The organism is Leisingera sp. G5_S3_59_S7 (assembly GCF_054968485.1).
Genome location: NZ_JBQKUH010000023.1, coordinates 37,904 through 62,052 on the forward strand (window position 1 = coordinate 37,904; position 24,149 = coordinate 62,052).

22 protein-coding genes are annotated in these 24,149 nt (G+C 63.7%); 13 read left to right on the forward strand and 9 right to left on the reverse strand.

What is annotated here, in order from left to right; translation table 11 throughout:
• Window positions 1-128: 128 nt before the first annotated feature.
• Together ACTRWG_RS12055 and ACTRWG_RS12060 are read right to left on the reverse strand one after the other, a co-directional pair.
• Window positions 129-1,415, reverse strand: coding sequence for a homoserine dehydrogenase (locus ACTRWG_RS12055; RefSeq protein ID WP_462829350.1), 1,287 nt, complete (start codon window positions 1,413-1,415; stop codon window positions 129-131).
• 115 nt (window positions 1,416-1,530) lie between these two features.
• Window positions 1,531-1,785: a hypothetical protein gene (locus ACTRWG_RS12060; protein ID WP_462829351.1), complete on the reverse strand. Its 255-nt coding sequence runs from the start codon at window positions 1,783-1,785 to the stop codon at window positions 1,531-1,533.
• Window positions 1,786-1,950: 165 nt separating this feature from the next.
• Here ACTRWG_RS12060 and ACTRWG_RS12065 point away from each other — a divergent pair, with 165 nt between their 5' ends.
• Together ACTRWG_RS12065 and ACTRWG_RS12070 are read left to right on the forward strand one after the other, a co-directional pair.
• Window positions 1,951-2,538, forward strand: coding sequence for a TetR/AcrR family transcriptional regulator (locus ACTRWG_RS12065; RefSeq protein WP_259970549.1), 588 nt, complete (start codon window positions 1,951-1,953; stop codon window positions 2,536-2,538).
• Window positions 2,535-3,014 (forward strand): GNAT family N-acetyltransferase, encoded by a 480-nt coding sequence (locus ACTRWG_RS12070; protein WP_462829352.1) that lies wholly within the window; start codon window positions 2,535-2,537, stop codon window positions 3,012-3,014. Before ACTRWG_RS12065 ends, ACTRWG_RS12070 begins: the two co-directional genes overlap by 4 nt.
• A 17-nt stretch (window positions 3,015-3,031) precedes the next feature.
• On the opposite strand, the gene ACTRWG_RS12075 is transcribed toward ACTRWG_RS12070, so the two are convergent.
• Together ACTRWG_RS12075 and ACTRWG_RS12080 are read right to left on the reverse strand one after the other, a co-directional pair.
• The gene (locus tag ACTRWG_RS12075; RefSeq protein WP_462829353.1) at window positions 3,032-3,334 is read right to left on the reverse strand and encodes an antibiotic biosynthesis monooxygenase family protein; all 303 of its coding nucleotides are present in this window, start codon (window positions 3,332-3,334) and stop codon (window positions 3,032-3,034) included.
• 126 nt (window positions 3,335-3,460) lie between these two features.
• The gene (locus ACTRWG_RS12080) at window positions 3,461-4,372 is read right to left on the reverse strand and encodes a pirin family protein (protein WP_462829354.1); all 912 of its coding nucleotides are present in this window, start codon (window positions 4,370-4,372) and stop codon (window positions 3,461-3,463) included.
• Window positions 4,373-4,587: 215 nt separating this feature from the next.
• Between ACTRWG_RS12080 and ACTRWG_RS12085 the strand changes: the two genes are divergently transcribed.
• On the forward strand, window positions 4,588-5,778 hold the full coding sequence (locus ACTRWG_RS12085; RefSeq protein WP_462829355.1) for an adenylate/guanylate cyclase domain-containing protein: 1,191 nt from the start codon (window positions 4,588-4,590) through the stop codon (window positions 5,776-5,778).
• A gap of 80 nt (window positions 5,779-5,858) precedes the next feature.
• On the opposite strand, the gene ACTRWG_RS12090 is transcribed toward ACTRWG_RS12085, so the two are convergent.
• Together ACTRWG_RS12090 and ACTRWG_RS12095 are read right to left on the reverse strand one after the other, a co-directional pair.
• The gene (locus tag ACTRWG_RS12090; RefSeq protein WP_027236890.1) at window positions 5,859-7,031 is read right to left on the reverse strand and encodes a 4Fe-4S double cluster binding domain-containing protein; all 1,173 of its coding nucleotides are present in this window, start codon (window positions 7,029-7,031) and stop codon (window positions 5,859-5,861) included.
• Between the two features lie 49 nt (window positions 7,032-7,080).
• Window positions 7,081-7,956, reverse strand: a complete 876-nt coding sequence (locus tag ACTRWG_RS12095) for a LysR family transcriptional regulator (RefSeq protein ID WP_027236891.1) — start codon at window positions 7,954-7,956, stop codon at window positions 7,081-7,083.
• Window positions 7,957-8,077: 121 nt separating this feature from the next.
• Here ACTRWG_RS12095 and ACTRWG_RS12100 point away from each other — a divergent pair, with 121 nt between their 5' ends.
• Window positions 8,078-9,034 carry an NAD(P)-dependent oxidoreductase gene (locus ACTRWG_RS12100; protein WP_027236892.1) on the forward strand — a complete coding sequence of 319 codons (957 nt, stop codon included), beginning with the start codon at window positions 8,078-8,080 and terminating at the stop codon, window positions 9,032-9,034.
• Between the two features lie 100 nt (window positions 9,035-9,134).
• Window positions 9,135-9,611: a hypothetical protein gene (locus tag ACTRWG_RS12105; RefSeq protein WP_027236893.1), complete on the forward strand. Its 477-nt coding sequence runs from the start codon at window positions 9,135-9,137 to the stop codon at window positions 9,609-9,611.
• Here ACTRWG_RS12105 and ACTRWG_RS12110 read toward each other — a convergent pair whose 3' ends face one another.
• Genes ACTRWG_RS12110 through ACTRWG_RS12120 form a run of 3 tightly spaced genes read right to left on the reverse strand, consistent with a single transcriptional unit; the run spans window position 9,612 to window position 12,446 of the window.
• Window positions 9,612-10,244 carry a TadE/TadG family type IV pilus assembly protein gene (locus ACTRWG_RS12110; RefSeq protein ID WP_462829356.1) on the reverse strand — a complete coding sequence of 211 codons (633 nt, stop codon included), beginning with the start codon at window positions 10,242-10,244 and terminating at the stop codon, window positions 9,612-9,614.
• 4 nt (window positions 10,245-10,248) lie between these two features.
• Window positions 10,249-10,785 (reverse strand): TadE/TadG family type IV pilus assembly protein, encoded by a 537-nt coding sequence (locus ACTRWG_RS12115; protein WP_027236895.1) that lies wholly within the window; start codon window positions 10,783-10,785, stop codon window positions 10,249-10,251.
• Window positions 10,782-12,446 carry a pilus assembly protein TadG-related protein gene (locus ACTRWG_RS12120; RefSeq protein WP_462829357.1) on the reverse strand — a complete coding sequence of 555 codons (1,665 nt, stop codon included), beginning with the start codon at window positions 12,444-12,446 and terminating at the stop codon, window positions 10,782-10,784. The genes ACTRWG_RS12115 and ACTRWG_RS12120 overlap by 4 nt, the downstream gene beginning before the upstream one ends.
• A gap of 348 nt (window positions 12,447-12,794) precedes the next feature.
• On the opposite strand from ACTRWG_RS12120, the gene ACTRWG_RS12125 reads away from it, so the two are divergent.
• From ACTRWG_RS12125 to rpoD, 8 genes are all read left to right on the forward strand, one after another.
• The gene (locus ACTRWG_RS12125) at window positions 12,795-14,225 is read left to right on the forward strand and encodes a Glu/Leu/Phe/Val family dehydrogenase (protein WP_027236897.1); all 1,431 of its coding nucleotides are present in this window, start codon (window positions 12,795-12,797) and stop codon (window positions 14,223-14,225) included.
• Window positions 14,226-14,509: 284 nt separating this feature from the next.
• Entirely contained in the window at window positions 14,510-15,763 is a 1,254-nt protein-coding gene (locus ACTRWG_RS12130) for a sarcosine oxidase subunit beta family protein (protein ID WP_027236898.1), read from the forward strand.
• 66 nt (window positions 15,764-15,829) lie between these two features.
• On the forward strand, window positions 15,830-16,099 hold the full coding sequence (locus ACTRWG_RS12135) for a sarcosine oxidase subunit delta (RefSeq protein WP_027236899.1): 270 nt from the start codon (window positions 15,830-15,832) through the stop codon (window positions 16,097-16,099).
• Window positions 16,096-19,041: a sarcosine oxidase subunit alpha family protein gene (locus tag ACTRWG_RS12140; RefSeq protein ID WP_027236900.1), complete on the forward strand. Its 2,946-nt coding sequence runs from the start codon at window positions 16,096-16,098 to the stop codon at window positions 19,039-19,041. The genes ACTRWG_RS12135 and ACTRWG_RS12140 overlap by 4 nt, the downstream gene beginning before the upstream one ends.
• Window positions 19,034-19,579, forward strand: coding sequence for a sarcosine oxidase subunit gamma (locus ACTRWG_RS12145; protein WP_027236901.1), 546 nt, complete (start codon window positions 19,034-19,036; stop codon window positions 19,577-19,579). Before ACTRWG_RS12140 ends, ACTRWG_RS12145 begins: the two co-directional genes overlap by 8 nt.
• Before the next feature lie 37 nt (window positions 19,580-19,616).
• Complete coding sequence (locus ACTRWG_RS12150) at window positions 19,617-19,955, forward strand: hypothetical protein (protein ID WP_027236902.1); 339 nt, start codon at window positions 19,617-19,619, stop codon at window positions 19,953-19,955.
• A 1-nt stretch (window position 19,956) separates the two neighbouring features.
• Complete coding sequence (gene dnaG, locus ACTRWG_RS12155) at window positions 19,957-21,954, forward strand: DNA primase (RefSeq protein WP_027236903.1); 1,998 nt, start codon at window positions 19,957-19,959, stop codon at window positions 21,952-21,954.
• A gap of 135 nt (window positions 21,955-22,089) precedes the next feature.
• Window positions 22,090-24,078 carry an RNA polymerase sigma factor RpoD gene (gene rpoD, locus ACTRWG_RS12160; RefSeq protein ID WP_027236904.1) on the forward strand — a complete coding sequence of 663 codons (1,989 nt, stop codon included), beginning with the start codon at window positions 22,090-22,092 and terminating at the stop codon, window positions 24,076-24,078.
• Window positions 24,079-24,149: the final 71 nt, after the last annotated feature.

A 24,149-nucleotide genomic window follows, 5' to 3' on the forward strand; every position in this document is an offset into this window, starting at 1 on the left:
ATGTCAATGGGCGTTCCAAGCCGAATAGCGCGGGGCGGGGCCGGCTCGCAAGGGAAGATAGCGCTTGCCGCGGCAGGAATGCCCCGCCGCGGCGTGCAAAACGGCCGTTTTTTGCGGGGCGGGGCGGCTCAGACCTCTTCGATGCGCAGGGCGACGGGGGTGCCGTCGACCACATCGGTGGCGGCGAGGCCGTCCAGCGCCGCGTCCAGGGTGGCGCGGGTGCATTTGTGGGTGACGATCAGCACCGGCGCAACGGGTTCGGAATGGCCGTACTGGCGCATCCGGTCGATCGAGACGCCGGCTTCGCCAAGGATTGCCGCCACCTTGGCCAGCGCGCCGGGTTTATCCAGCAGCCCCATGCGCAGATAGAAGGGCGCGGGCAGGCCGGTCTGGGCCGCCGGGGCCTCCTGCAGGGTTTCGGCGGACTGGCCGAAGGTGGAGATCCGCAGGCCGCGGGCCAGGTCCAGCACATCGCCCATTACCGCGCTGGCGGTCGGGCCTTCGCCGGCGCCAGGGCCGCGCAGCACCACCTGCTCGATCGAGTCGCCCTCGATCACCACCATGTTGGTGCCGCCTTCCAGCTGGCCGAGCGGCGAGTCGGCGGGCACCAGGCAGGGCGACATGCGCTGTTCCAGCCCGCGGGCGGAGCGCTGCGCCACCCCCAGGAGCTTGATGCGGTAGCCCATATCGGCGGCGGCGTGGATGTCTTCCAGCTGGATGCGCTGGATGCCCTCCAGCTGCACGCTGTCAAAGTCAGGTTTGGTGCCAAAGGCGATAGAGGCCAGCAGCGCCAGCTTGTGGCCCGCGTCGATGCCGCCCACGTCCAGGTTGGGGTCGGCCTCCAGATAGCCCAGGCGGCCGCATTCCTCGAACAGCGCGTTATAGCCCTGCTCGGTGGCCTGCATCTGGGTCAGGATGTAATTGCAGGTGCCGTTCATCACACCCATGACGCGGGTGATTTCATTGCCGGCCAGGCCTTCGGTCAGCGATTTGATCACCGGGATGCCGCCGGCAACGGCGGCCTCGAAACGGATCACCCGGCCTGCGGCCTCAGCCTGTTCGGCCAGCGCCTGGCCGTGGATTGCCAGCAGCGCCTTGTTGGCGGTGACGACATCCTTGCCCGCGGACAGTGCGGCCTCGGTGGCGGCCTTGGCGGCGCCCTCATGGCCGCCCATCAGCTCGACAAACACATCCACGTCGTCGCGCACGGCCAGCGCCACCGGGTCGGTTTCCCAGGCGTAGCCGCTCAGCGGGATACCGCGGTCCTTGCTTGCGTCGCGGGCCGACACCGCGGAAATCACCACCGGCCGCCCGGTCCGTGCCTCCAGCAGCGCGGCGTGGCGGCGGATGATCTTGACCACGCCGATGCCAACCGTGCCCAAACCTGCAATCCCAAGACGAAGCGGTTCTGTCATAGCTGGAGGTCCTTTGTTCCGAAATGCTCAGCCCCGCCTTATCGGGTTCGGCGCGAGCGTGCAACGCCGCTGCCGCACGCAGCGGGGAGAAGAAGTTGAGAATGCCGGGAAGCGGTCAGAATTCGGCGTTTTTCACCGCCGCGGCCCGGCGCTGCAGCCGGTCGCTGCGGGCGTCGAGCTCCTGCTGCAGCTCTTCGCCGGCCTGCTGCGGCGAGTCCAGCGGCTCAAGCGCGTCATCGAGCGGCAGCAGCCTGGGATAGCCGGCATTGCGCAGGTCAGGGGTCAGCCGGTCTTCCAGTTCGGGCACCCGGGTGCAGGCGGCAGCCGCTGCCAAAGCCACGAGGAAGGTGATCCGCGCCCACATCTGCATTGCCTAAACCCTTTGTTCCGCACTGCCGGTTCTAGGGGCTCCGGCGCGGCTGTACAATTGATTTCCCGCCGCAACGGGCGTTGGCTTTGCCGGGCGGTGCGGTTACAGAAAGGGCGGCCGCATTCCCTCTTTTATATGAACGCTTGTTCAGTTATCTTTGCCGGCATGGCACGCACCCAAGGTTCCCATTCCGATATCACCGGCCCCCGCATCCGCCAGGCGGCATTGCGGCTGTTTGCCCAGCATGGCTATGCCGCCGTGTCGATGCGCCAGATCGCCAAGGAGGTCGGGGTGCAGGCGGGGGCTCTGTACAATTACACGCCGGACAAGCAGAGCCTGCTGTTCAGCCTGATGTCCAGCCATATGGAAGAGCTGCAGGCGGCTTGGGATGCGGTGCCGCGGGCGGCGGGTGCGATGGAGCGGCTGCGCGCCTTCACCGGGTTTCATATCCGCTTTCACCTGGAACGCCCGGATGCGGTTTTCATCGCCTACATGGAGCTGCGTAACCTGACCGAGGAAAACTTCACCGTCATCGAATCGCTGCGCCGCGACTATGAAAACGGGGTGGAGGCGATCCTGAAGGAAGGTGTGGAGCAGGGGGTATTCGCGATCCCCGACACCAAGATCGCAACGCTGGCGGTGATTGCGATGCTGAACGGGGTCAATACCTGGTACCGGTCTGAGGGGCGGCTCTCGCTGGATGAGGTGGAGCGGGTCTATTGGGGCATGGTGCAAAAGGCAGTCAGCGCATGAGCCTGCTGGAACTGCAGACCAGCCGCCTGCGGGCGGTACGCTGGCAGGATCTGACTGCGGCGGAGCTGGAAGCACTGTTTGCACCTAAGGTGGTGCAATGGCTGCCCGAAGGATTCCAGGCCAAAGAAAGCGATCAGGCCCGGCGCGATTTCCTGGCGGCGGTGGCGCAGCAGGCTGAGGTGATCGGCCTGCGAGACACAGGCGGGCAGGGCATCGGGCTGCTGATCCTGTCTTACCCGGAGGACGGCAGCAAAATCCGCAACCTTGGCTATCTGTTTGCAGAGGCTGCCTGGGGGCAAGGCCTGGCGAGCGAGCTGATCGGAGGCCTGCAGGCACATTTCCGCGGCAGCGGTATCTGCCTGAGCGGAGGCGTCATGCAGCAGAACGCGGCTTCGGCCCGGGTGCTGGAAAAGGCGGGCTTCACGCGGCAATCCGCGGGCGGGGAGGCTGTCTTCAGCTGGTGCGCGGACGGCTGAGCCTCGCAGACGGCCTGTCAGCTCAGCAGGCCGATCATGTCGTAGTGGTCGATCTGGCGGCTCAGCACCATCGGGTCCTCCTCCGGCAGCACATGCGGCTGCTCCCAGTCCTCGCCGGCATAAGCCTGCAGCGCGTCGATGCTCTCCCACACCATCACCACGCAGAAAGTGGCCGGCGATTCCGGCCGCGGCAGGCCGGCCGTGACCGAAACGAGTCCGGGCTGGCGGCGCACATGCGGCACGGCGGTGTTGGTCAGGAAGTCCTTGAAGTCTCTGATCTTGTCGTCGCGGACGGTGGCGCGGAACACCCGGATAATCATGTCTCCCCCCATCTGTTCGTTGGACGGGGGGAGTATAGCACATCAAGGGCCCGGTTTGCGGGCCGCAGGCGGTCAGTGCGCGGGCCTGCGCCGCGCACAGGGAAAAGCGGGCACCGGTTTTCCTGGTCAGTGCGCGGGCTTGATAAACGTCCCGTTGCGCAACTCGCGGAACGCTTGGTGCAGTTCAGCCTGGGTGTTCATCACGATCGGCCCGTGCCAGGCGACCGGTTCATTGATCGGCGCACCGGAGATCAGCAGGAAGCGCACGCCTTCGGGGCCTGCCTGCACAGTGATCCCGTCACCGGTGCCAAAGCGGATCAGGGTGCGGTCGCCGGACAGATCGCGGATATTGACCTCCTGGCCTGCAACCTCCTTCTCCAGCAGCACCCCTTGCGGGGCTGAGGCATCGGCAAAGGCGGCCTCGCCTTCGAAGACATAAGCGAATGCCCGGCGGTAGGTGTCGATCGGCAGGGTCTTCTTGACGCCTGCGCGGACGGAAACATCCAGGTACTGCGGATCTGCGGCAATGCCGTCCACCAGGCCGCGCTTGCCCCAGAAGTCGCCGGCGATCACCTTCACGCAGGTGCCGTCATCGTCGATGATCTCGGGGATGTCGGTGCCCTTCACGTCCTGATAGCGCGGTGCGGTCATTTTCTGGCTGGCAGGCAGGTTGCCCCACAGCTGGAACCCATGCATCTGGCCCTTGGCGTTGCCCGAGGGCATCTCCTGATGCAGGATGCCGGACCCGGCGGTCATCCACTGCACATCGCCTGCACCCAGGGTGCCCGCGTTGCCCAGAGAATCGCCATGTTCCACGGACCCGGCCAGCACATAGGTGATGGTCTCGATGCCGCGGTGCGGGTGCCAGGGGAAGCCGCGCAGGTAGTCCTCGGGGTTTTCGTTGCGGAAATCGTCGAACAGCAGGAACGGGTCCAGCTCCGACGGGTCATGAAAGCCGAAGGCGCGGTGCAGCTTGACGCCCGCGCCCTCGGTGTGGGGCTGGGCGGCGCGGGTTTCGAGAATGGGTCTGAGGGACATCTCAATGCCTCCTGTAAACGTTGACTGGGGCTAAGATAAGATGTGCGCTGCCGCCCGGAAACCTGCCGCCGGACACGGGGGCTGTGCGCAGGTGAACAGGTGCCCCCGCAGCCCGCAGGGCTGCCCGGCCCAACGGGACGCGGTGCCGCAGGCACCAAGGACGGGCGGGAGCATTGCCGTTGCCGGGTGATGGACCTGCGGGGTAGCCTGAGCAGATGACACAAACCCCCGATCCCCTGTTGCAGCTGCCGCCGGACCGTCTGCAGGGCGCATTGCGGCTGATCTCCTACCTGCTGGAGGAGGGGCGCTCCGCCGCGGATCCGGATCAGGTGCTGGAGAAGATGTGCCGCCTGATCCGCGGGGTGGGGGTGCCGCTGCAGCGCGCCGCCTCCATCGTGCAGCTGCTGCATGCCGAGGCGGTGGCCAGTGCCCGCTTCTGGGAGCACGGGCAGGGCACCCGCAGCGAGCTGTTCCCGTTCAACGAGGACAGCGGCGATGGTTATGCCCGCTCGCCCGCTGCTGATGTGCACAAAACCGGCGAATGGGTGATCCTGTGGCTGCCGGACACGCCCGACGACCGCTATGGCATCGTCCCGGACCTGAAGGCGGAAGGGTACACTCACTACATCATGGCGCCGGTGTTCATGGGGATCGGCACGGCCGGTATCTTCAGCTTTGCCACTCAGTCACCGGAGGGGTTTTCTGACGAAGACATCCGTTTCCTGCGCGCGGTTTTTCCGGCACTGGCTGCCTGCCAGGAAGTCCTCTCCACCGCCCGCACCATGAAGGAAGTGCTGCGGATCTACGTAGGTGAGGAGCCGCAGCGCCGGATCCTGTCGGGCGATGTGCACCGGGGCGAGGTGATGCGGATCCGTTCCGCCATCCTGTTTGCCGACATGCGCCGCTTTACCGAACTGACCGCCGGGATGAGTGCGGAGCAGGCGACCGGCCTTCTGAATGCCTATTACGACTGCATCGTGCCGCCGGTCGAGGCCGCGGGCGGCGAGGTGCTGAAACTGATCGGCGATGGCATCCTGGCGGTTTTTCGTGCCGGCGACGACGGGGCGCAGACCTGTAGCCAGGCGCTGACCGCCGCCCGTGAGGGCTTGGCGCGGGTCGCCGCCCGTTCAGTACAGCCGAAATTCGACGTCGGCATCGCGCTGCACTTTGGCGAAGTGGCGTTCGGCAACGTGGGGTCGGGGATGCGGCTGGACTACACGGTGATCGGCCGCGACGTGAACCTGGCCGCGCGTGTGGCGGAGCTGTGCGGCGCCAAAGATGAACCGTTGCTGGTCTCATCCGAGTTCCGGCAACGGGCGGGGCTGGAGGGGCGGTCTTTGGGAGAGCATAGCCTCAAAGGGTTGCAGACGCCGGAGGAGGTGTTTGCGGTTTCGGTTAGCCCGTGAGCGCTGTGCGGGAAATTTAACTAAGGGCCGTCCCTGCCGGTGCAGGCAGGCGCGGCCCGGGCAATGTTGCCGGGCTTTTTTCAGGCCTCATTCCACCACTCCGATGGTTTGCGCCGCTGCCCGTGTTTCCCTGCCAGCCGCAGCGCCAGCTTGCGCAGCGGGCCAAGCGCCAGCTTCAGCCACAGCCGGTTGCGCCACTTGGAAAAATCGCGGTTGAACGGGCAAACCCGCATGCAGATCGCGCAGTCAGAGGCCATCCTGGCCCAAAAGGAAAAGCACTTTTCGGCATCCGATGTCCATTTCCTGACCCCCTTGATCGCCGAGACATTGGCGGTGCGGGTGGAGGGCGGCCCGTAGGGCAGCGCCTTCACCGGGCAGGCATCGGCGCATTTGGTGCAGATATCGCAGAACGCCTTTACCCCTTGCGGCTGCGGCGCGTCATGGGACAGCGGCAGGCTGGTGAAAATCTTGGAAAACCTGAGCCGCGGTCCGAACTCCGGCGTGATCACCATCTGGTTGCGGGCGTATTCGCCCAGCCCTGCCTTGACGGCATAGGGGATCACCAGGCCGGTGTCATTCATCGACGGCACCGCCTCATACCCGAGGTTGCGGATATAGGCGGCCAGCTGCATCACGATGGAGGCCTCGTGGCTGTATTCCCGCCCCGTAGCGGCGCCTGCCAGCGCGGAGGGGTAGGTGGCCACCAGTTCCCTGTCCATTTCATGGCCCAGCACGATCACGCTGGTCAGCCCCTCGGGCAGATCATGCGGCGCCTCGGACATGTCGCGGGCATCGACCCGCGCGGTATAAAGCCAGCGTTCGTCCAGATCGGTTATGCCGCAGAGATCAGCGCCGAAGAACCTGGCGATGCGTTTCACCTCGGCGGACATCCGGGTGGGGTCATCAATTTCCAGCGCCTCCTTGGCCACCGGCGTGTCGGCGCGGATTGCGGCCTGAAACCCTTCGCGGACACCCTCATGCGCCCGGCGGCTGGAGACCACGTCGGAGATCAGCCAGGCCGCGTTGCGCAGGGCAAAGTCGCGCTGGGAGAAACCGTCGCCGCGGCGCGGGGCAGCCTCCATCCGGTAGGAGGCGAAGAATTTGGCGGTGTGTTTGGATTTAACCCGTTCGTCCCAGAAAGCGCGGGTAAAGATGTCGTTGCGCTGCGAGAACCGCTCGAAACCGTCGGTGACGTCGATCCCTGCGGCGGCATCGCCGTCGCGCTGGGGCGGGGTGTTCTGTGGCCAGGGCATGGCCGGACGCTAGCCGTCAATCCCGGAGCCGGCAAGGGCCGGCGGTGCTTCAGGCGAACAGCGACACGATCCAATCCCGCACCATGGCGGTTTCGGCGCTGTTCGGCGCTTCCCCGGCCGCGGGCATCAGGTAGTGGCCCTGGCCCATCGGAATCTCGGCGTCCAGCACCGGCGAGAGCCGGCCGTGCGACAGTGGCAGTTCAGCATAGCGGCGCATCAGCATGGCAACGCCTGCGCCAGAGGCCGCCATCTCGATCGCCGCCAGCGAAGTGTCGACATAGAGCGGCGCGCTGCGGTCTTTCAGCGGCACACCCTCCTGTTCCGACAGCCGCAGCCAGTGGTCCTGATAGCCGTGGATGTGGATCAGGGTCTGGCCGAAAAGCTGGTCCAGCGATTTCAGCTGCCCCGCCATCAGCGGCTGCGCGACTGGGATCACGCTTTCGGTGGAGAGCAGATGCGCACGCCGGTCAAACCAGCCTGACGGCCCCAGCCGGAGGTCAATATCCACATCTTCATCCTGGGTGCTGTCGGCCCAGACGGCGGAAATCAGCCGGATCCGGATGTGCGGGTTGGCGCTGTGAAACGCACCCAGCCGCGGCGCCACCCACAGGACCGCGGTGGAGACCGGCGCCCGCAGGGTCACGGTCCGGGTGTGCGCATGGCCCAGCAGGCCGCGGGTGGAATAGGCGATATCGGTCAGCGCCTGCGCGACGGAGGGGTAGTAGGCGTGCCCCAGCTCCGTCAGTTCCAGGTGCCGTGACCGGCGGATGAACAGGGTTATCCCAAAGCTTTTCTCCAGGCTGCGCACCTGATGGCTGACCGCGGCCTGGGTCAGTCCCAGTTCCTCTGCCGCGGCGGTGAAGCTTTGCAGGCGGGCGGCGGTCTCAAAGGCGCGCAGCCAGACGAGATTGGGCAGATCGGGCATTTGTGTTGCAAAAATTCTTTGGGTCAGACCGCGTTATTATTCGTTTTTGTTTAGGGGAAGGTCAAGCTAGCCATATCGCATGCAAAACCCCGGGGAGGAAAAGCGGGACATGAAAACGGATATGAAGATCGGCTTCATCGGCCTCGGCAACGTCGGCGGCAAGCTGGCGGGCAGCCTGGTGCGCAACGGGCTGGACGTGGCAGTGCATGATCTGGATGCGGCACTGGTCGGGGAATTCGTCGCGCGCGGCGCCAAGGCGGGCGGAAGCCCGGCGCAGATGATGCAGGACTGCGATGCGGTGATCACCTGCCTGCCGAGCCCGGCGGCCTCGGACGCGGTTGTCACCGAAATGCTGCCGCATGTGCAGCCCGGCAAGATCTGGATGGAGATGTCCACTACCGACGTGGAAGAGGTGAGACGCCTGGGCGCGCTGGTAGCGGAGCGCGGCGGCGAGGCTGTCGATTGCCCTGTCTCCGGCGGTTGCCACCGGGCCGATACCGGCAACATCTCGATCTACGCGGGCTGCGAGCGCGAGACCTTCGACCGGATCCTGCCGGTCCTGACCACCATGGGCCGCCGCATCCTGCATGTGGGCGAGATCGGCAATTCCTCGACCCTGAAGGTGATGACCAACTATCTGGCCAACCTGAACCTGCTGGCGGTCATGGAAGCGCTGACGGTGATGAAGGCCTGCGGCATGGACTTGGGCATGACCTATGAGGCGATCTCGATGTCCTCGGGCACGTCCTTTGCGCATGAAACCGAAAGCCAGCTGATTCTGTCCGGCTCGCGCGATGTAAACTTCACAATGGATCTTGTAATGAAGGACATCGGGTTGTTTCAGACTTTGGCAGACCGCCACGATGTGCCGTTGGAACTGTCACCACTGATGATCGATATGATGAAGGACGGCCAGCGCCGCTATGGCGAACGGGCGCAGTCCGACCGGATGATCGAGCGGCTGGAAGAGGCGACCGGGCTGTCGATCACCGCGCCGGGATTCCCGCAGGAACTGATCGACGACGAGCCGGAAGAACCGGGACACGAGGTAGTCGTGCGCCGCGCCGCGGCCGAATAAGCCTCCCGGGCAGCGCTGCATTCGGCCCCCGCACTGGCGGGGGCTGTTTTCTTTTGCCAATCCGGTTTATGCCCGGCTTGAGCAGTAAGGAGAGCAGCTGATGAGCAACGACATCCTGGCCACAATCGAGGCCTCGGCCGCGCGCCGGGTGATGGGGACAGCGATGCTGGGCCTGACCGGCGCCCTGCTGGTCTATGTAGCGTTTTCCGCGCCGCCGTCGCCTGCCTGGCTGGTATTCCTGCTGGCGGTGGGGGCCGCGGCGCTGTGGCTGGCGGTTCGGATGTGGCAGGCCACAATGCACCGGATCGAGCTGACCGCGGAGGAGCTGCGCTGCTCCGACGGGCAGCTGATTGCCAGGGTGGACGATATCGAGGCCATCGACCGCGGCTTCTTTGCTTTCAAGCCGTCGAACGGCTTTCTGATCCGTACCGGAACGCCCGGAGGCCGAACCTGGATGCCGGGGTTGTGGTGGCGGTCCGGCCGCCGCATCGGTATCGGCGGCGTGACGCCGGGGTCGCAAGGCAAGGCGATGTCGGAAATTCTGGCCGCGATGCTGGTGCAGCGCGGCCAGGTCTGATCAGGCAGGCGGCCCGGCCTTCTCGGCGTCATCGTTGTGGTTGTTGCCGTTGCCCTTGTCCTCGACAAAGACGACCTGCGGGGCAAAGCGCGGGCGGGTGAAGACAAAGTTCTGCACATCCATCAGCGGAATGCCCACGTTGAAGGCCGGCTGGATTTCGTTCCAGGTCTCCACCAGGATCACGCGTTCCTGATCGGGCATGGTGGGCAGATCGTCCTTTACCTCGTTGATGGTGCCGTCAACCCACTCCTGAAAGACGGTGCCGCGGACCTTGGACCAGTCGACGTAGTACCGGTTGTCTCCCTCGTCCCAGCGCACAACGGAGATCCGGGTCGACAGCGTGGTGTCACTGCGCACCAGTTCCGTGGCCAGCGAATGCATGCTGTCGATGTAGGCCTCGTTCACATAATTGGTCTCACGCGAGATCAGGTCGGAAACGGTGTAGGCGGCCTTCAGGTTAATACTCTCCTGACGGAAGGCGTCGAAGAAGGTGTAGATGGCGGCAAACAGCCCCAGCAGCAACGGCGCGTAAAAGGCGAATTCGATCGAGACGCTGCCTTGGGTGCCGTTCAGGAAGCGGCGGGCGGGGCCGGGCAGGCGGCGGGACAAATGGCGGGACAGAAGTGTCAGCATGGTGTTATCTCGGCTCCTGGACGAAGGCGGATGAAGCGATCAGATTGACGCGGCCGTCGCCGTCTTTGCTCAGGTTGGTGCCCAGCCCCCAGGTCGGAAAAATCGGGTCGAACTTCATGCAGGCGCGGATGAACATCAGCTCATTGGATTGGCCGTTCACGAATGTCCGCACCGGCTGAACCTCCTCGACACTGTCAATGCAGTCGGGTGTCGGGTCGATCGGCGTCCAGGCGTAGGGGTTGATCTGGAGCATTTCCAGGCGCAGCGACGTGCTGCATTCGTCGATGAAGCCTGAGCGGGTGCAGATCTCATCGCGCAGCTGGTCATGGCTCATGTCCCCTCCGGTGCTGAGACGGATGGTGCGGACGGTCTGGTCCAGCGCCCGCTCCAGCTGGGAATGGCGCAGATTGATCATGCCCAGTTCGACGGTCGACATCAGGATCATGATGAAGGCCGGGATGACGATGGCGAACTCCACGGTGGCGTTGCCATCCTGTTGCTGCCTGAAACGGCGCAGGGCGTGTGCGGCACGGCGGATCATTGGGTCAGCCTCAGCTGGCGGATCGAGGTGGCGATGGACGAGAACGCATCGGAGATTTCCAGGCCCTCCACATCGAAGAAGTGGGCGGGCGAGCTGGCGCAATCCTCCAGCACCTTGATGCCGGCGGATGGGGCCTCGAAGCCGACCGAGTAAACGATCACGCCCTGATCCTTGGTGATGTCGCAGATCGTCTTGGTGTGCTGATCCTTGGCGACGCGGTTATGGAAATAGCGGCCGGCGGTGAACCAGTCAGCCCAAGCGCTGGGGCTGAATTCGTAAAGATAGCGGGCAATGTGGGCCAGCGAGACCTGGGCGTGAAGCTCCTGATAGGTCAGCCGCTTGAGGCCGTCTCCGCCATCTTCAGCGACAGGGTCGCATCCTTCACAAGGCTCATAACTGCCTTCTCCGTAGGCGTGGTCTTCCCACCGGTCCAGATGAGGCCAGTAATAATTCTTCTCGCCGTTTGAGTGGTAGACGGAGTAAACGCCGATCAGGTCATCGTTCCAGTAAATCCGCTCATTGTGAGCCGCGTCAGGATTGTACCAGACGTTTGATAACCCCTCTCGGCGGCTCTCGTTCACCATGTACTGATTGGTGTTCTGGCCGTCGGACATCAGGATGATGATTTTCAGCGTGTCGCCGCTGCCATAGTCGGTCGGCCGGTTGCGGAAAGACGCGTCGATCACGCCGTCGTCAACCAGCGCGTTCACTACGCCGCGCGCAGTGGGATCCAGCAGGGCGCTGCCCCACTTCATCCCGATGTCGATCGAAGTGTTGCCATAGGCCGTAAGGCTGTCGATGTAGGCATGCAGTTTTGCCGCATCGTTGGTGAAGGGCAGAATGGCCGAGCCTTCCCGGGTCGGGCAGACAGGGCGGTCGATCATGTTCTCCGAATAGGTGAACGTGTCAAAGTGCGCGGTGCGGATCAGGTTTTCATTCTGGTACAGAGTATGCTTGCTGAACTGATCCTTGATGAAGTTCACACAGTAGGAATAGTCATGCTCCTGCGTGACGTTCGGGTATTTGCTCAGCAGTTCCTTACCCGCATTCACCTGCGTCGCATAAGGGATGATCGAGATCGACAGATTGGTGACATCGGTATTGGTGGTGATCTGTGTCACAAAGGATTTCGCGGCGGCCTGCAGGTTCACCAGCCGGTTGCCAGAGTTCATGGAGCCGGAGATATCAAGCACCATTGAGATTTCGACGCTGCCGATGGTCTCTTCCGCGCGGGAGTTCGCGTAGAGGGATATGTTGTCGCCGCCAGCGAACTTCAGCAGATAGGCCTCGAAATCGGTGTCGATGGTAGCCTCGACGCTTTTGTAGCCAAGCCCCTTTTGATCATCCGGGTCGGAATAATACTGCTCCAGCCCGGCCTTGGTCAGATAGTCCAGAACGACAGCGTCGGCATCCAGGGATTGGTCCAGATCCGCCGCGGCGAGCACTGCCCGGTCAAGCGTGTACTGCAGCTCGGTCCTGTCACGCTCCATCCGCATCAGGTCCACCCCGATGCCGCCGACGGCCAGCATGGCCAGGAATGTGCCGATCATCGGCTTGGCCAGCACCCCGTCTTCTTCGTGCAGGAAGCTTTGCACTTTGGACAGGCAGCGCGCCATGAGCGGATTGCTCAGCGCGGTAGAGTTTTTGTGACGCATAATCATGTAACCACCCCCTGAATACCCCCGCCGGCTTGGGAACAGGTCAGCACGGCTTTGGCAGCGGAATTTACGTTGATTAATGCTTGGTAAAGGTGGCGGAATTGGGGCGCCATTTTGCCGAAATAGCTACGATTGTAATGGATGGGGCGTCCAATCTTACGCGGTTCTGCCAGGTTGTCCCGTCAGTGCGGACAATGGCCCAAGCGGCGGCGGCGAATCGTCAACCTTCGGATAAAATGAGAATCTTTTTGGCTGGGAATGGTCAAAAAGGTCGCACTCCTTAATTAACTCTGCATAGAGTGAGGGCATCATCGGCAGCGAGTCGATGTTTGAGCACGGAGAAGTTTTTAGATGAGCAGCCGCACAGAGCCGAGCTTCCGCGAAAGCGTGGACCTGATGTTTAACCGGGCCGTATCCCTGATGGATCTGCCGCCGGGGCTGGAGGAAAAGATCAGAGTTTGCAATGCAACCTACACAGTGCGGTTCGGGGTGCGCCTGCGCGGCGCCATGCATACCTTCACCGGCTACCGTTCCGTTCACTCCGAGCATATGGAGCCGGTTAAGGGCGGTATCCGTTATGCCACCGGCGTGAACCAGGACGAGGTTGAGGCGCTGGCGGCGCTGATGACCTACAAATGCGCCCTGGTGGAGGCGCCGTTCGGCGGCTCCAAGGGGGGCTTGTGCATCGACCCGCGCGAATATGACGAGCATGAGCTGGAACTGATCACCCGCCGCTTTGCCTATGAGCTGGCCAAGCGCGACCTGATCAACCCGTCCCAGAACGTGCCCGCGCCCGACATGGGCACCGGCGAGCGTGAGATGGCCTGGATTGCAGACCAATACGCGCGGATGAACACCACCGACATCAACGCAAAGGCCTGTGTCACCGGCAAGCCGCTGAACGCAGGCGGCATCTCCGGCCGGGTCGAGGCCACCGGGCGCGGCGTGCAATATGCCCTGCGCGAGTTCTTCCGCTATGAAGAGGACAAGGCCGCAGCCGGGCTGTCCGGAAAGCTGGAAGGCAAACGCATCATCGTTCAGGGGCTCGGCAACGTGGGCTACCACGCGGCCAAGTTCCTGGCTGAGGAAGATGGCTCGCTGATCACCGGCATCATTGAACGCGACGGCGGTCTTTACAGCGCGGACGGCCTTGACGTGGAGGCGGTGCGCAACTGGATCGTCAAGCACGACGGCGTGGCCGGCTATCCCGACGCGCAGTTCGTCGAGGACGGCTCGCTGCTGCTGGAGGAAGACTGCGACGTGCTGATCCCGGCCGCGCTGGAAGGGGTGATCAACCTGGAGAACGCCGAGCGCGTCAAGGCACCGCTGATCATCGAGGCCGCAAACGGCCCCGTGACCGCCGGCGCGGATGAGGTCCTGCGCAAGAAGGGCACAGTCATCATTCCCGACATGTATGCCAATGCAGGCGGTGTGACGGTGTCCTACTTCGAGTGGGTCAAGAACCTCAGCCACATCCGCTTCGGCCGCATGCAGCGCCGCCAGGAAGAGGCGCGCCACCAGCTGGTGATCGACGAGCTGCAGCGCCTGGACGATGTGATGGGCGATACCTGGTCGATGTCGCCGAACTTCAAGGACAAATACCTGCGCGGCGCGGACGAGCTGGAACTGGTGCGCTCTGGCCTCGATGATACGATGCGGGTGGCCTATCAGTCGATGCGCGAAGTCTGGCACAGCCGCGACGATGTGACGGACCTGCGCACCGCAGCCTATCTCGTGTCGATCGACAAGGTTGCCAAGAGCTACCACGCCAAGGGGCTTTGACGGTTCGCAAGGACGGGCCGGAAGCGTCCTGAGAACAGCCGGGGCGGAGGGGAAACTCTCCGCCCCGTTCATTTTTGCACCCGGCACGCAATACGTCACACGCTGTCGCAATTGACACTAGACACAAGTGATCAGTTCATGTGATTTGCAGCAAAGCCGTGCTGATGTGCCGCAAAACGAGCCTTTGGGCTAGGAGCAGCAGGAGAAAGCGGGTAGCAATGCCGCCAAGGCCCGGGCCTGCAATTATCCGGGTGCGGACAAGTGATTTGACGGGGAGGGACGACATGCGGTTTTCGGGCTGGCGTGTGCTCCGGGAGGGGCTCACCGGAAACAAGGGGTGGGCGCCCCATTGGCGGGACCCTGAGCCCAAATCCGAATATGACGTGGTGATCATCGGCGGCGGCGGCCACGGGCTCGCGACGGCCTATTACCTGGCCAAGGAACACGGCATTACCAATGTCGCTGTGCTGGAAAAGGGGTACCTCGGCGGCGGCAATGTGGGGCGCAACACCACAATTGTGCGGGCCAACTACTATTTGCCGGGCAACTCCGAATTCTATTCCCATTCACTGAAGCTGTGGGAAACGATGGAGCAGGACCTGAACTACAACGCGATGATGTCCCAGCGCGGCATCATCAACCTGTTCCACAACGACGGCCAGCGCGATGCGGCGGTGCGCCGGGGCAATTCCATCGTGAACCAGGGCGATGATGCCGAGCTGCTGAGCCGGGAGCAGGTGCGCGAGCTGGCGCCGTTTTTGAATTTCGACAACAACCGCTTTCCGATCATGGGCGGGCTGTTGCAGCGCCGTGCGGGGACCGCACGGCATGATGCAGTGGCCTGGGGTTATGCCCGCGGGGCTGACATGCGCGGGGTTGATCTGATCCAGAACTGCGAAGTCACCGGAATCGACGTCAAGAACGGCAAGGTGGTGGGCGTGCAGACCGCTCGCGGCCCGATCCGCGCCAAGAAAGTGGCACTGGCTGCTGCGGGCCGTTCCGGCCAGGTGGCGGCGATGGCGGGGCTGACGCTGCCGATCGAAAGCCACGTGCTGCAGGCCTTTGTGTCGGAAGGGCTGAAGCCCATTGTCGACCATGTGATCACCTTTGCCGAGGGGCATCTCTATATCAGCCAGTCTGACAAGGGCGGGCTGGTTTTCGGCAGCTACCTGGATTTCTACAGTTCCTATGCGGCGCGGGGAAACCTGCCGATGGTGGAGCACACGATGGAAACATTTGTGGCGATGGTGCCCGCAGTCAGCAAGGCGCGGCTCTTGCGCAGCTGGGGCGGGATCATGGACATGACACCGGACGGCTCGCCCATCATCGACCATGCGCCGATCGACGGCCTCTACCTGAACTGCGGCTGGTGTTACGGCGGCTTCAAGGCGACACCGGGCTCGGGCAGCGTATACGCGCACCTGATTGCCACGGACCGGCCGCATGGCGCCGCCGCGAAGTTCAAGCTCGACCGCTTCCGCAGCGGCGTTGGCCTGATGGATGAGGAGGGGACCGGTGCGCAGCATAACCTGCACTAAGCGTTTGGAGCGCGCCGGGCATGCCTCCGGCGGGAGTATTTTCGGAAAGATGAAAGGGCGCCGGTCATGAGAATTACCTGTCCGCTCTGCGGTGAGAGGGACCGCCGCGAATTCTATTACAAAGGTGCCGCACTGGTGCGCCCGGCTGAGGGGGCAGATCTGGACGCCTGGCATGAATATCTGAACCTGCGCGAGAACCCGGCGGGACCGCTGGATGAGCTGTGGTACCACGAAATGGGCTGCAATGCCTGGCTGAAGGTCACCCGTGATACTGCCACGCACGAGATTTCGGCTGTAGAGCTGGCGTCTGAGGCCGGGCTGGGAGGTGAGACATGAGGCTTCCCGGCAAGGGTCTGAATCAGGGCGCGAAGCCCATCACCTTTTCCTTCAATGGCCGTCACATGATGGGGCTTGAAGGCGACACGCTGGCGGCAGCGCTGCTGGCCAACGGCGTGCATCTGGTGGGGCGGTCGTTTAAATACCACCGCCCGCGCGGTGTGCTGACCGCGGGCAGCGAGGAGCCGAACGCGCTGATGACCATCGGTACCGGCGGCCAGCAGGATCCGAACGTGCGCGCCACCCAGCAGGAGCTGTTCGAGGGGCTGGAGGCGCGCAGCCAGAATTGCTGGCCCTCGGTCGAGCGCGACGTGATGGCCGTGAACGACCTGGCGGCGCCGTTCTTTGGCGCGGGGTTCTACTACAAAACCTTCATGTGGCCGGCGGCGTTCTGGGAGAAGGTCTATGAGCCGGTGATCCGCAATGCGGCAGGTCTTGGCGCGCTGTCGGGCGAGGCGGATCAGGACCGGTATGAGAAGGCTTTTGCCTTCTGCGACGTGCTGGTGATCGGCTCCGGTCCTGCCGGGCTGATGGCGGCGCTGACTGCGGGCCGTGCCGGGGCTGATGTGATCCTGGCAGAGGAAGACAGCCGCATGGGCGGCCGCCTGCTGGCAGAGCGCGAGGAAATCGGCGGCAAGCCGGGCCATGAGTGGGCGGCTGAAGTTCTGGCAGAGCTTGAGGCGATGGATAACGTGCGGCTGATGACCCGGACTGCCGTCACCGGCGCTTATGACCAGGGCACCTATGGCGCGCTGGAGCGGGTCTCGCACCATCTGCCGCGGCGGCACTCGCTGAAGGACAGCCATCTGCCGCGCGAATGTTTCTGGCGGATTGCGGCCAAGCACGCGGTGCTGGCTGCTGGCGCGATCGAGCGTCCGGTGGCGTTCCGCAACAACGACCGACCCGGCATCATGATGGCGGGGGCCGTGCGCGCCTATCTGAACCGCTGGGGCGTGGCGCCGGGTGAGCGGGTCACTGTCTTTGCCAACAACGATCAGGCGCACCGTACTGCGCGCGACCTGCATGACGCGGGCGTGCATATTGCGGCAGTGATCGACAGCCGCCATGACGCGCCCGTTGATGGCCCGTATCAGGTGATCAAAGGCGCGCAGGTTTGCGGCAGCGCGGGCCGTCAGCGCGTCGAAAGCATCACTGTGCGCTCGGTCAAGGGCGAGGAGAAGATCCAGACCGACTGCCTGGCGATGTCCGGCGGCTGGAATCCTTCGGTGCATCTGACCTGCCATCTGAACAGCCGTCCTGCATGGAATCGTGAGGCGCTGGCCTTTGTGCCCGCTGAGGGGACGGTGCCGGGCATGGTGACGGCCGGGGCCTGCAACGGCACCTTCTCCACCGCTGGGGCGCTGCGTGAAGGCGCGGAGGCTGCGGGTAAGGTGCTGGAGGCGCTGGGCCTGAAATCCGCTGACGCCGATCTGCCGGATGCCGAGGACGACCCCTACCGCATCGCTGCACTGTGGGCGGTGCCGGGCAAGGGCCGGGCCTGGCTCGACTTCCAGAACGACGTGACCGTGAAGGATGTGAAACAGGCGGCAGTCGAGAACTTCCGCTCGGTTGAGCATATGAAGCGCTACACCACGCAAGGGATGGCCACCGATCAGGGCAAGAACTCCAACGTCGCTGCACTGGCGGTGCTGGCGGATTCCACCGGGCGGACAATCCCGGAGACCGGCACAACCACCTTCCGTCCGCCGTTTGTGCCGGTGTCCATCGGGGCAATGGGGGCAGGGGCCACGGATGAGGGCTTCAAGCCGCAGCGCTTCCTGACCTCCCATGGCGAGAGCGACGCGCGCGGCGCGCATCAGCTGGAAGTGGGCCTGTGGTACCGCGCTGCCTATTTCCCGAAACCAGGGGAGACCAGCTGGCGCCAGTCCTGCGACCGGGAGGTGACTCTTGTGCGCAAGGCAGTTGGCATCTGTGATGTCTCCACCCTGGGCAAGATCGACATTCAGGGGCCGGATGCAGGCAAGTTCCTCGATTTCCTCTACACCAACACCTTCAGCACGCTGAAGGTGGGCAAGGTCCGTTACGGGCTGATGCTGCGCGAGGATGGCTTTGTCATGGATGACGGCACCACCGCGCGGCTGGGCGATCACCACTATGTCATGACCACCACCACCGCTGCCGCGGGGCAGGTGATGGCGCATATGGAGTTCGTGTCCCAGGTGCTCTACCCGGAATGGGACGTGCGCTTTGCATCAGTGACCGAGCAATGGGCGCAGTTTGCTGTCGCTGGTCCAAAGTCGCAGGAACTGTTGGATGGCCTTTTGGATGAGGACGTGAATGGCGAAACCTGGCCCTTCATGGGCTGCGGCGCGGCGACCGTGCTGGGCGTGAAGGGGCGGCTGTTCCGGATCTCCTTCTCGGGTGAACATGCCTATGAGGTGGCGGTGCCTGCGCGCTATGGCGAAAGCCTGTTCCGCGAGCTGCTGAAGCGGGCCGAGGCGATGGGCGGCGGTGCCTATGGCATGGAGGCGCTGAATGTCCTGCGGGTCGAAAAGGGCCTAATCACCCATGCCGAGATCAACGGCACCGTGACCGCCTTTGACCTGGGCCTGCAGGGCATGATGTCCAAGAAAAAGGACTTTCTGGGCAAGGCAATGTCCACCCGCGAGGGGCTGATGGCCGAGGACCGGATGCGCCTGGTGGGCCTGAAGCCCGTGGGTGCGGCCAAGGAGATCACCGCTGGAGCGCATCTGTTCACGCCGGGCGACCCGGTCGAGCGGATCTATGACCAGGGCTACGTGACCTCGGCCGGCTATTCCCCGACACTGGGGCATCCGATTGGTCTGGCCTTCCTCAAGGAAGGGCCTGACCGTATCGGCGAAACTGTGCGCCTGGTCGACCATATGCGCGGTGCCGACACCTTGTGCGAGGTTGTCTCGCCTGTGTTCTTTGATCCTGAGGGAGGGCGTGCCCGTGGCTGAACTGACTGCAAAAAGCCCCTGCGACGGACTGCTCCCGGTGACTATCGGCGGAATGAGCCTGACTGAGGAACAGCCCGGCAGCATGTGGATCGTTGCCCCCTTCAAAGGGCAGCAGGAGGCGCTGAGCAAGGCGCTGGAGGCGGCGCACGGCATGGCCTTTCCGGCCGTGAACCGGGCAACGGGCAAGGCAGGCAGCCGGGCGGTCTGGTTCGGCCGGGACATGGCGCTGCTGATGGGGCCTGCACCGGATGCCAGCTTGGCAAAGCACGCCGCCCTGACCGATCAGAGCGATGCCTGGGCGGTCGTTCGGCTGGACGGGCAGGGTGCAGAGGACGTGCTGGCGCGGCTGGTGCCGGTGGATCTGCGCCCCCGGGGCTTCAAGCGCGGCCATACCGCGCGGACGGAGCTGAAGCACATGATGGCCTCGCTCACACGCACCGGCCCGCAGGCGTTTCAGATCATGGTGTTCCGCTCAATGGCGAAAACGCTTGTGCATGATTTGAAAACAGCCATGGAAGCCGTCACGGCACGGGGGTAACCTGCGGGGATCACCAACTGATTCCCGGAGCGCATCTATGATCCGCATCGCCCTTGCAGCCGCCTTGCTGGCGGCTCCGGCCTATGCTTCTGAAACCAAAGAACAAAGCTGTAAATACCAGGGCCAGGTCATGGCCGCAGTGCAGCAGGCGCGGCTGGACCGGGTGAAGCAGGAAAAGGTGGAGCAGACTATTCTGGACAGCGAGCCGGAATGGCCTGCCGCCTATTCCAAGGCGATCCCGCAGCTGACAAGCCACGTCTATGCGATGAAGCGGCGCGACTTGAAAAGCACCGACCTTGGCGCACTGTTCGAACAGCAGTGCCTGCAGAACTGGGATCAGATCCAGGCGATGCAGAAACAGCTGAAGTCGAACTGATATGTCCCTGCCGCCCGGCTTTCTGGATGAACTGCGAACCCGCATCAGTATATCTGATGTTGTCGGGCGCAAGGTCATGTGGGACCAGCGCAAGTCGCAGCCCGGCAAGGGCGACTATTGGGGGCCGTGCCCTTTCCATCACGAGAAAACCGCATCCTTCCATGTCGAAGACCGCAAAGGCTTCTACTATTGCTTCGGCTGCCACGCCAAAGGCGACGCGCTGAAGTTTGTGCAGGAGACCGAGAACGTAGGTTTTATGGAGGCGGTCGAGATCCTGGCGCAGGAAGCGGGTATGGAGATGCCCAAGCGCGACCCCCGTGCGCAGGAAAAGCAGGACCGCCGTACGCTGCTGGCCGATGTGATGGAGCAGGCGGTGCAGTTTTTCCGGCTGCAGCTCAAGACCAATGCCGCCCAGGATGTCCGCGCCTATCTGCAGCGCCGCGGGCTTACTGCGCAGGCGCTGGATCGCTGGGAGATCGGCTTTGCCCCCGATGGCTGGCAGAACCTGTGGGATGCCTTGCGCGGCAAGAATGTACCTGAGGACCTGATCATCGGGGCAGGTCTGGCCAAGCCTTCGAACAAGGGCGGCAAGCCTTATGACACCTTCCGCAACCGGATCATGTTCCCGATCCGCGATGCGCGGGGCCGCGCGATTGCCTTTGGCGGCCGGGCGATGGACCCGAACGACAACGCCAAATACCTGAACTCGCCCGAGACAGAGCTGTTCGACAAGGGGCGCAGCCTTTACAACCACGGGCCCGCGCGGGCGGCATCGGGCCGGGGCTCCACGCTCGTTGTGGCCGAGGGCTATATGGATGTGATTGCGCTGTCTGAGGGTGGCTTTCAGTCCTCCGTTGCACCGCTGGGCACCGCGATTACCGAAAACCAGCTGCAGATGCTGTGGCGGATGTCGGATGAACCGATCATCGCGCTGGACGGCGACACCGCAGGCATCCGCGCCGCGATGCGCTTGATTGACCTGGCGCTGCCGCTGCTGGAAGCGGGCAAGTCGCTAAGATTTGCCATCATGCCGGAGGGCAAGGACCCCGACGACATGATCCGCAGCGAAGGGCCGGAGGCTGTGCAGGCGGTGCTGGATCAGGCGATGCCGATGGTCAAGCTGCTGTGGCAGCGCGAGACCGAGGGCAAGGTCTTTGACAGCCCGGAGCGCAAAGCAGCGCTCGACAAGGCGCTGCGGGAGAAGATCAAGCTGATCCGCGACCCCTCGATCCGCAAGCATTACGGCGAAGACGTCAAGGAAATGCGCTGGCAGCTGTTCCGCGGCAGCCGGGGCGGCAGCGAGGGCGGGTATCAGCAGCGCGCGGGCAAGGGCGGCGGCTTCCGCGACGGCGCCCGGGCACCGTGGAAGCCGGGCAAGGGCTTTGGCGTGATCCCGCAGCCGCGCGCCACGACCCGGGCCTCGCTGGTGGCAGGCGCCGATGACGAATCCTTTGCTGCCATGCGCGAGGCGGTGATCCTGGCGACGGCGATCACCACCCCCGCAGTGATCCCGGACTTCGAGACCAGCCTGGAGCGCCTGCAATGCGCCGATCCGGACCTGGCGGCCCTGCGGGACATGGTGCTGCGCCACGGCATCGACGCGCCAGAGCGGCTGCGGGAAGAAATCGACTGGGCTTTGGGGCCTCATGCCCTTGAAAACCTGTTTGGCCTTCGCCACGTTGCAATCATCCCCTGCCTGCGCAAACCCGGCGACACTGAACTGGCCAGCATGACCCTGGCCGAGGAACTGGCAAAACTCGAAGCGCGGCGCGGGCTGGATGCGGAACTGGCAGAAGCCGAAGAGGATTTGCATGGCCTTGCGGACGAGGCGCTGACCTGGCGGCTGCGGCAGGCGGCAGAGGCCAAGAACAAGGCCGTGCGCAGCGAAAATGAGGACAAGGCAACTTACGACGTGGGCAAGAACGGCGCGCGGCTCAACCGGGATGAGCGTGATGCCTTCGGTGCCCTTTTGAACCGGATCGGCTTTTCAGAGAAGTGACGCGCGGGCGGGTGATTCTGCGTTTTGCTAAGGAAGAGCACAGGAAAATTGGGTAAACGGGGTGACGAATCGGATTATCGCGCTAATGATTCGCGTGATTCGCACCGTCCCGCAGCCCCTGAGTAGGAGCATTGAATGGCCGCCAAAGACACCGACGACCGCAAACCTGACGATCAGGACGCCGAAATCTCCCTCGACATGAGCCAGGCTCAGGTCAAGAAGATGATCGCGGAAGCCCGCGAGAAAGGCTACATCACCTACGATCAGCTCAATCAGGTTCTGCCGCCGGATCAGGTCAGCTCGGAACAGATCGAAGACGTGATGTCGATGCTCAGCGAAATGGGCATCAACATCATCGAGGACGAAGAAGCCGAGGAAGAAGAGAACAAGGGCACCACCGACCTTGTGACCACCGAAGGCCCGCGCGAGGTTGCGCTAGCAGGCGCCCAGACCGAGAAGCTGGACCGCACCGACGACCCGGTGCGCATGTACCTGCGCGAGATGGGCTCGGTCGAGCTGCTGAGCCGCGAAGGCGAGATCGCGATTGCCAAGCGCATCGAGGCCGGCCGCAACACGATGATTGCGGGCCTGTGCGAAAGCCCGCTGACCTTCCAGGCGATCACCATCTGGCACGACGAACTTCTGTCCGAGGACATTCTCCTGCGCGACGTCATCGACCTGGAGGCCACCTTTGGCAACCAGCTGGACGAAGACGGCGAGGAGGAGACCCCGGTGGTCGACACCTCCGCGGTGCAGGCGGCGGCCAAGCCGGCCAAGGAGGAAGGCCCGGAGCTTGACGCTGACGGCAACCCGATCTCCACCGATGACGACGATGACGAGGACGATCAGGCCAACATGTCGCTGGCCGCGATGGAGGCGGCGCTCAAGGACCGGGTGCTGACCACGCTGGAGCGGATCTCCACCGACTTCGCCGAACTGAGCGAAATGCAGGACAGCCGGATCTCCGCCACCCTGAACGAAGACGGCTCCTTCAGCTCGGAAGACGAGGCGCGCTACCAGGCGCTGCGCTCCGAAATCGTCGAGCTGGTCAATGGCCTGCACCTGCACAACAACCGTATCGAGGCGCTGATCGACCAGCTTTACGGCATCAACCGCCGCGTCATGCAGATCGACAGCTCAATGGTGAAGCTGGCCGACCAGGCCCGCATCAACCGCCGCGAGTTCATCGACGCCTACCGCGGCCGCGAGCTGGACCCGAACTGGCTCGCCGAAATGGGCGAAAAGCCCGGCCGCGGCTGGCAGATGTTCATTGAGCGCTCCACCGGCAAGGTCGAGGAGCTGCGCGCCGACATGGCTCAGGTGGGCCAGTATGTCGGTCTGGACATCTCCGAATTCCGCCGCATCGTGCAGCAGGTCCAGAAGGGCGAGAAAGAAGCCCGCCAGGCTAAGAAGGAAATGGTCGAGGCCAACCTGCGCCTGGTGATTTCCATTGCCAAGAAATACACCAACCGCGGCCTGCAGTTCCTGGACCTGATCCAGGAGGGCAACATCGGCCTGATGAAGGCGGTCGACAAGTTTGAATACCGCCGCGGCTACAAATTTTCGACCTATGCGACCTGGTGGATCCGTCAGGCCATCACCCGCTCGATCGCCGACCAGGCCCGCACCATCCGGATCCCGGTCCACATGATCGAGACCATCAACAAGCTGGTCCGCACCGGCCGCCAGATGCTGCACGAGATCGGCCGCGAGCCGACCCCGGAGGAGCTGGCCGACAAGCTTCAGATGCCGCTGGAGAAGGTCCGCAAGGTGATGAAGATCGCCAAGGAGCCGATCTCTCTCGAAACCCCGATCGGGGACGAGGAAGATTCGCAGCTGGGCGATTTCATCGAGGACAAGAATGCGGTTCTGCCTTTGGACAGCGCCATTCAGGAGAACCTCAAGGAAACCACCACCCGGGTGCTTGCGTCCCTGACGCCGCGCGAGGAGCGGGTTCTGCGGATGCGTTTCGGCATCGGTATGAACACCGACCACACCCTTGAGGAAGTCGGCCAGCAGTTCAGCGTGACCCGCGAACGGATCCGTCAGATCGAGGCGAAGGCGCTCAGGAAGCTGAAGCACCCCAGCCGCTCGCGCAAGCTGCGCAGCTTCCTGGATCAGTAAAGTGAAAGGCGCCCTGCGGGGCGCCTTTTTCTTGCCGGATTGACCTGTATTCTCCGCGGCATATTAGCTTG

What these genes read in the sequence shown, in the direction of transcription:
- ACTRWG_RS12055 (WP_462829350.1), bottom strand. Translation starts at nt 1,415, where the DNA reads ATGACAGAACCGCTTCGTCTTGGGATTGCAGGTTTGGGCACGGTTGGC.
- ACTRWG_RS12065 (WP_259970549.1), top strand. Translation starts at nt 1,951, where the DNA reads ATGGCACGCACCCAAGGTTCCCATTCCGATATCACCGGCCCCCGCATC.
- ACTRWG_RS12090 (WP_027236890.1), bottom strand. Translation starts at nt 7,031, where the DNA reads ATGCCCTGGCCACAGAACACCCCGCCCCAGCGCGACGGCGATGCCGCC.
- ACTRWG_RS12070 (WP_462829352.1), top strand. Translation starts at nt 2,535, where the DNA reads ATGAGCCTGCTGGAACTGCAGACCAGCCGCCTGCGGGCGGTACGCTGG.
- ACTRWG_RS12080 (WP_462829354.1), bottom strand. Translation starts at nt 4,372, where the DNA reads ATGTCCCTCAGACCCATTCTCGAAACCCGCGCCGCCCAGCCCCACACC.
- ACTRWG_RS12100 (WP_027236892.1), top strand. Translation starts at nt 8,078, where the DNA reads ATGAAGATCGGCTTCATCGGCCTCGGCAACGTCGGCGGCAAGCTGGCG.
- ACTRWG_RS12095 (WP_027236891.1), bottom strand. Translation starts at nt 7,956, where the DNA reads ATGCCCGATCTGCCCAATCTCGTCTGGCTGCGCGCCTTTGAGACCGCC.
- ACTRWG_RS12110 (WP_462829356.1), bottom strand. Translation starts at nt 10,244, where the DNA reads ATGCTGACACTTCTGTCCCGCCATTTGTCCCGCCGCCTGCCCGGCCCC.
- ACTRWG_RS12140 (WP_027236900.1), top strand. Translation starts at nt 16,096, where the DNA reads ATGAGGCTTCCCGGCAAGGGTCTGAATCAGGGCGCGAAGCCCATCACC.
- ACTRWG_RS12125 (WP_027236897.1), top strand. Translation starts at nt 12,795, where the DNA reads ATGAGCAGCCGCACAGAGCCGAGCTTCCGCGAAAGCGTGGACCTGATG.
- ACTRWG_RS12135 (WP_027236899.1), top strand. Translation starts at nt 15,830, where the DNA reads ATGAGAATTACCTGTCCGCTCTGCGGTGAGAGGGACCGCCGCGAATTC.
- ACTRWG_RS12115 (WP_027236895.1), bottom strand. Translation starts at nt 10,785, where the DNA reads ATGATCCGCCGTGCCGCACACGCCCTGCGCCGTTTCAGGCAGCAACAG.
- ACTRWG_RS12105 (WP_027236893.1), top strand. Translation starts at nt 9,135, where the DNA reads ATGAGCAACGACATCCTGGCCACAATCGAGGCCTCGGCCGCGCGCCGG.
- dnaG (WP_027236903.1), top strand. Translation starts at nt 19,957, where the DNA reads ATGTCCCTGCCGCCCGGCTTTCTGGATGAACTGCGAACCCGCATCAGT.
- ACTRWG_RS12075 (WP_462829353.1), bottom strand. Translation starts at nt 3,334, where the DNA reads ATGATTATCCGGGTGTTCCGCGCCACCGTCCGCGACGACAAGATCAGA.
- ACTRWG_RS12085 (WP_462829355.1), top strand. Translation starts at nt 4,588, where the DNA reads ATGACACAAACCCCCGATCCCCTGTTGCAGCTGCCGCCGGACCGTCTG.
- ACTRWG_RS12150 (WP_027236902.1), top strand. Translation starts at nt 19,617, where the DNA reads ATGATCCGCATCGCCCTTGCAGCCGCCTTGCTGGCGGCTCCGGCCTAT.
- ACTRWG_RS12060 (WP_462829351.1), bottom strand. Translation starts at nt 1,785, where the DNA reads ATGCAGATGTGGGCGCGGATCACCTTCCTCGTGGCTTTGGCAGCGGCT.
- rpoD (WP_027236904.1), top strand. Translation starts at nt 22,090, where the DNA reads ATGGCCGCCAAAGACACCGACGACCGCAAACCTGACGATCAGGACGCC.
- ACTRWG_RS12120 (WP_462829357.1), bottom strand. Translation starts at nt 12,446, where the DNA reads ATGATTATGCGTCACAAAAACTCTACCGCGCTGAGCAATCCGCTCATG.
- ACTRWG_RS12130 (WP_027236898.1), top strand. Translation starts at nt 14,510, where the DNA reads ATGCGGTTTTCGGGCTGGCGTGTGCTCCGGGAGGGGCTCACCGGAAAC.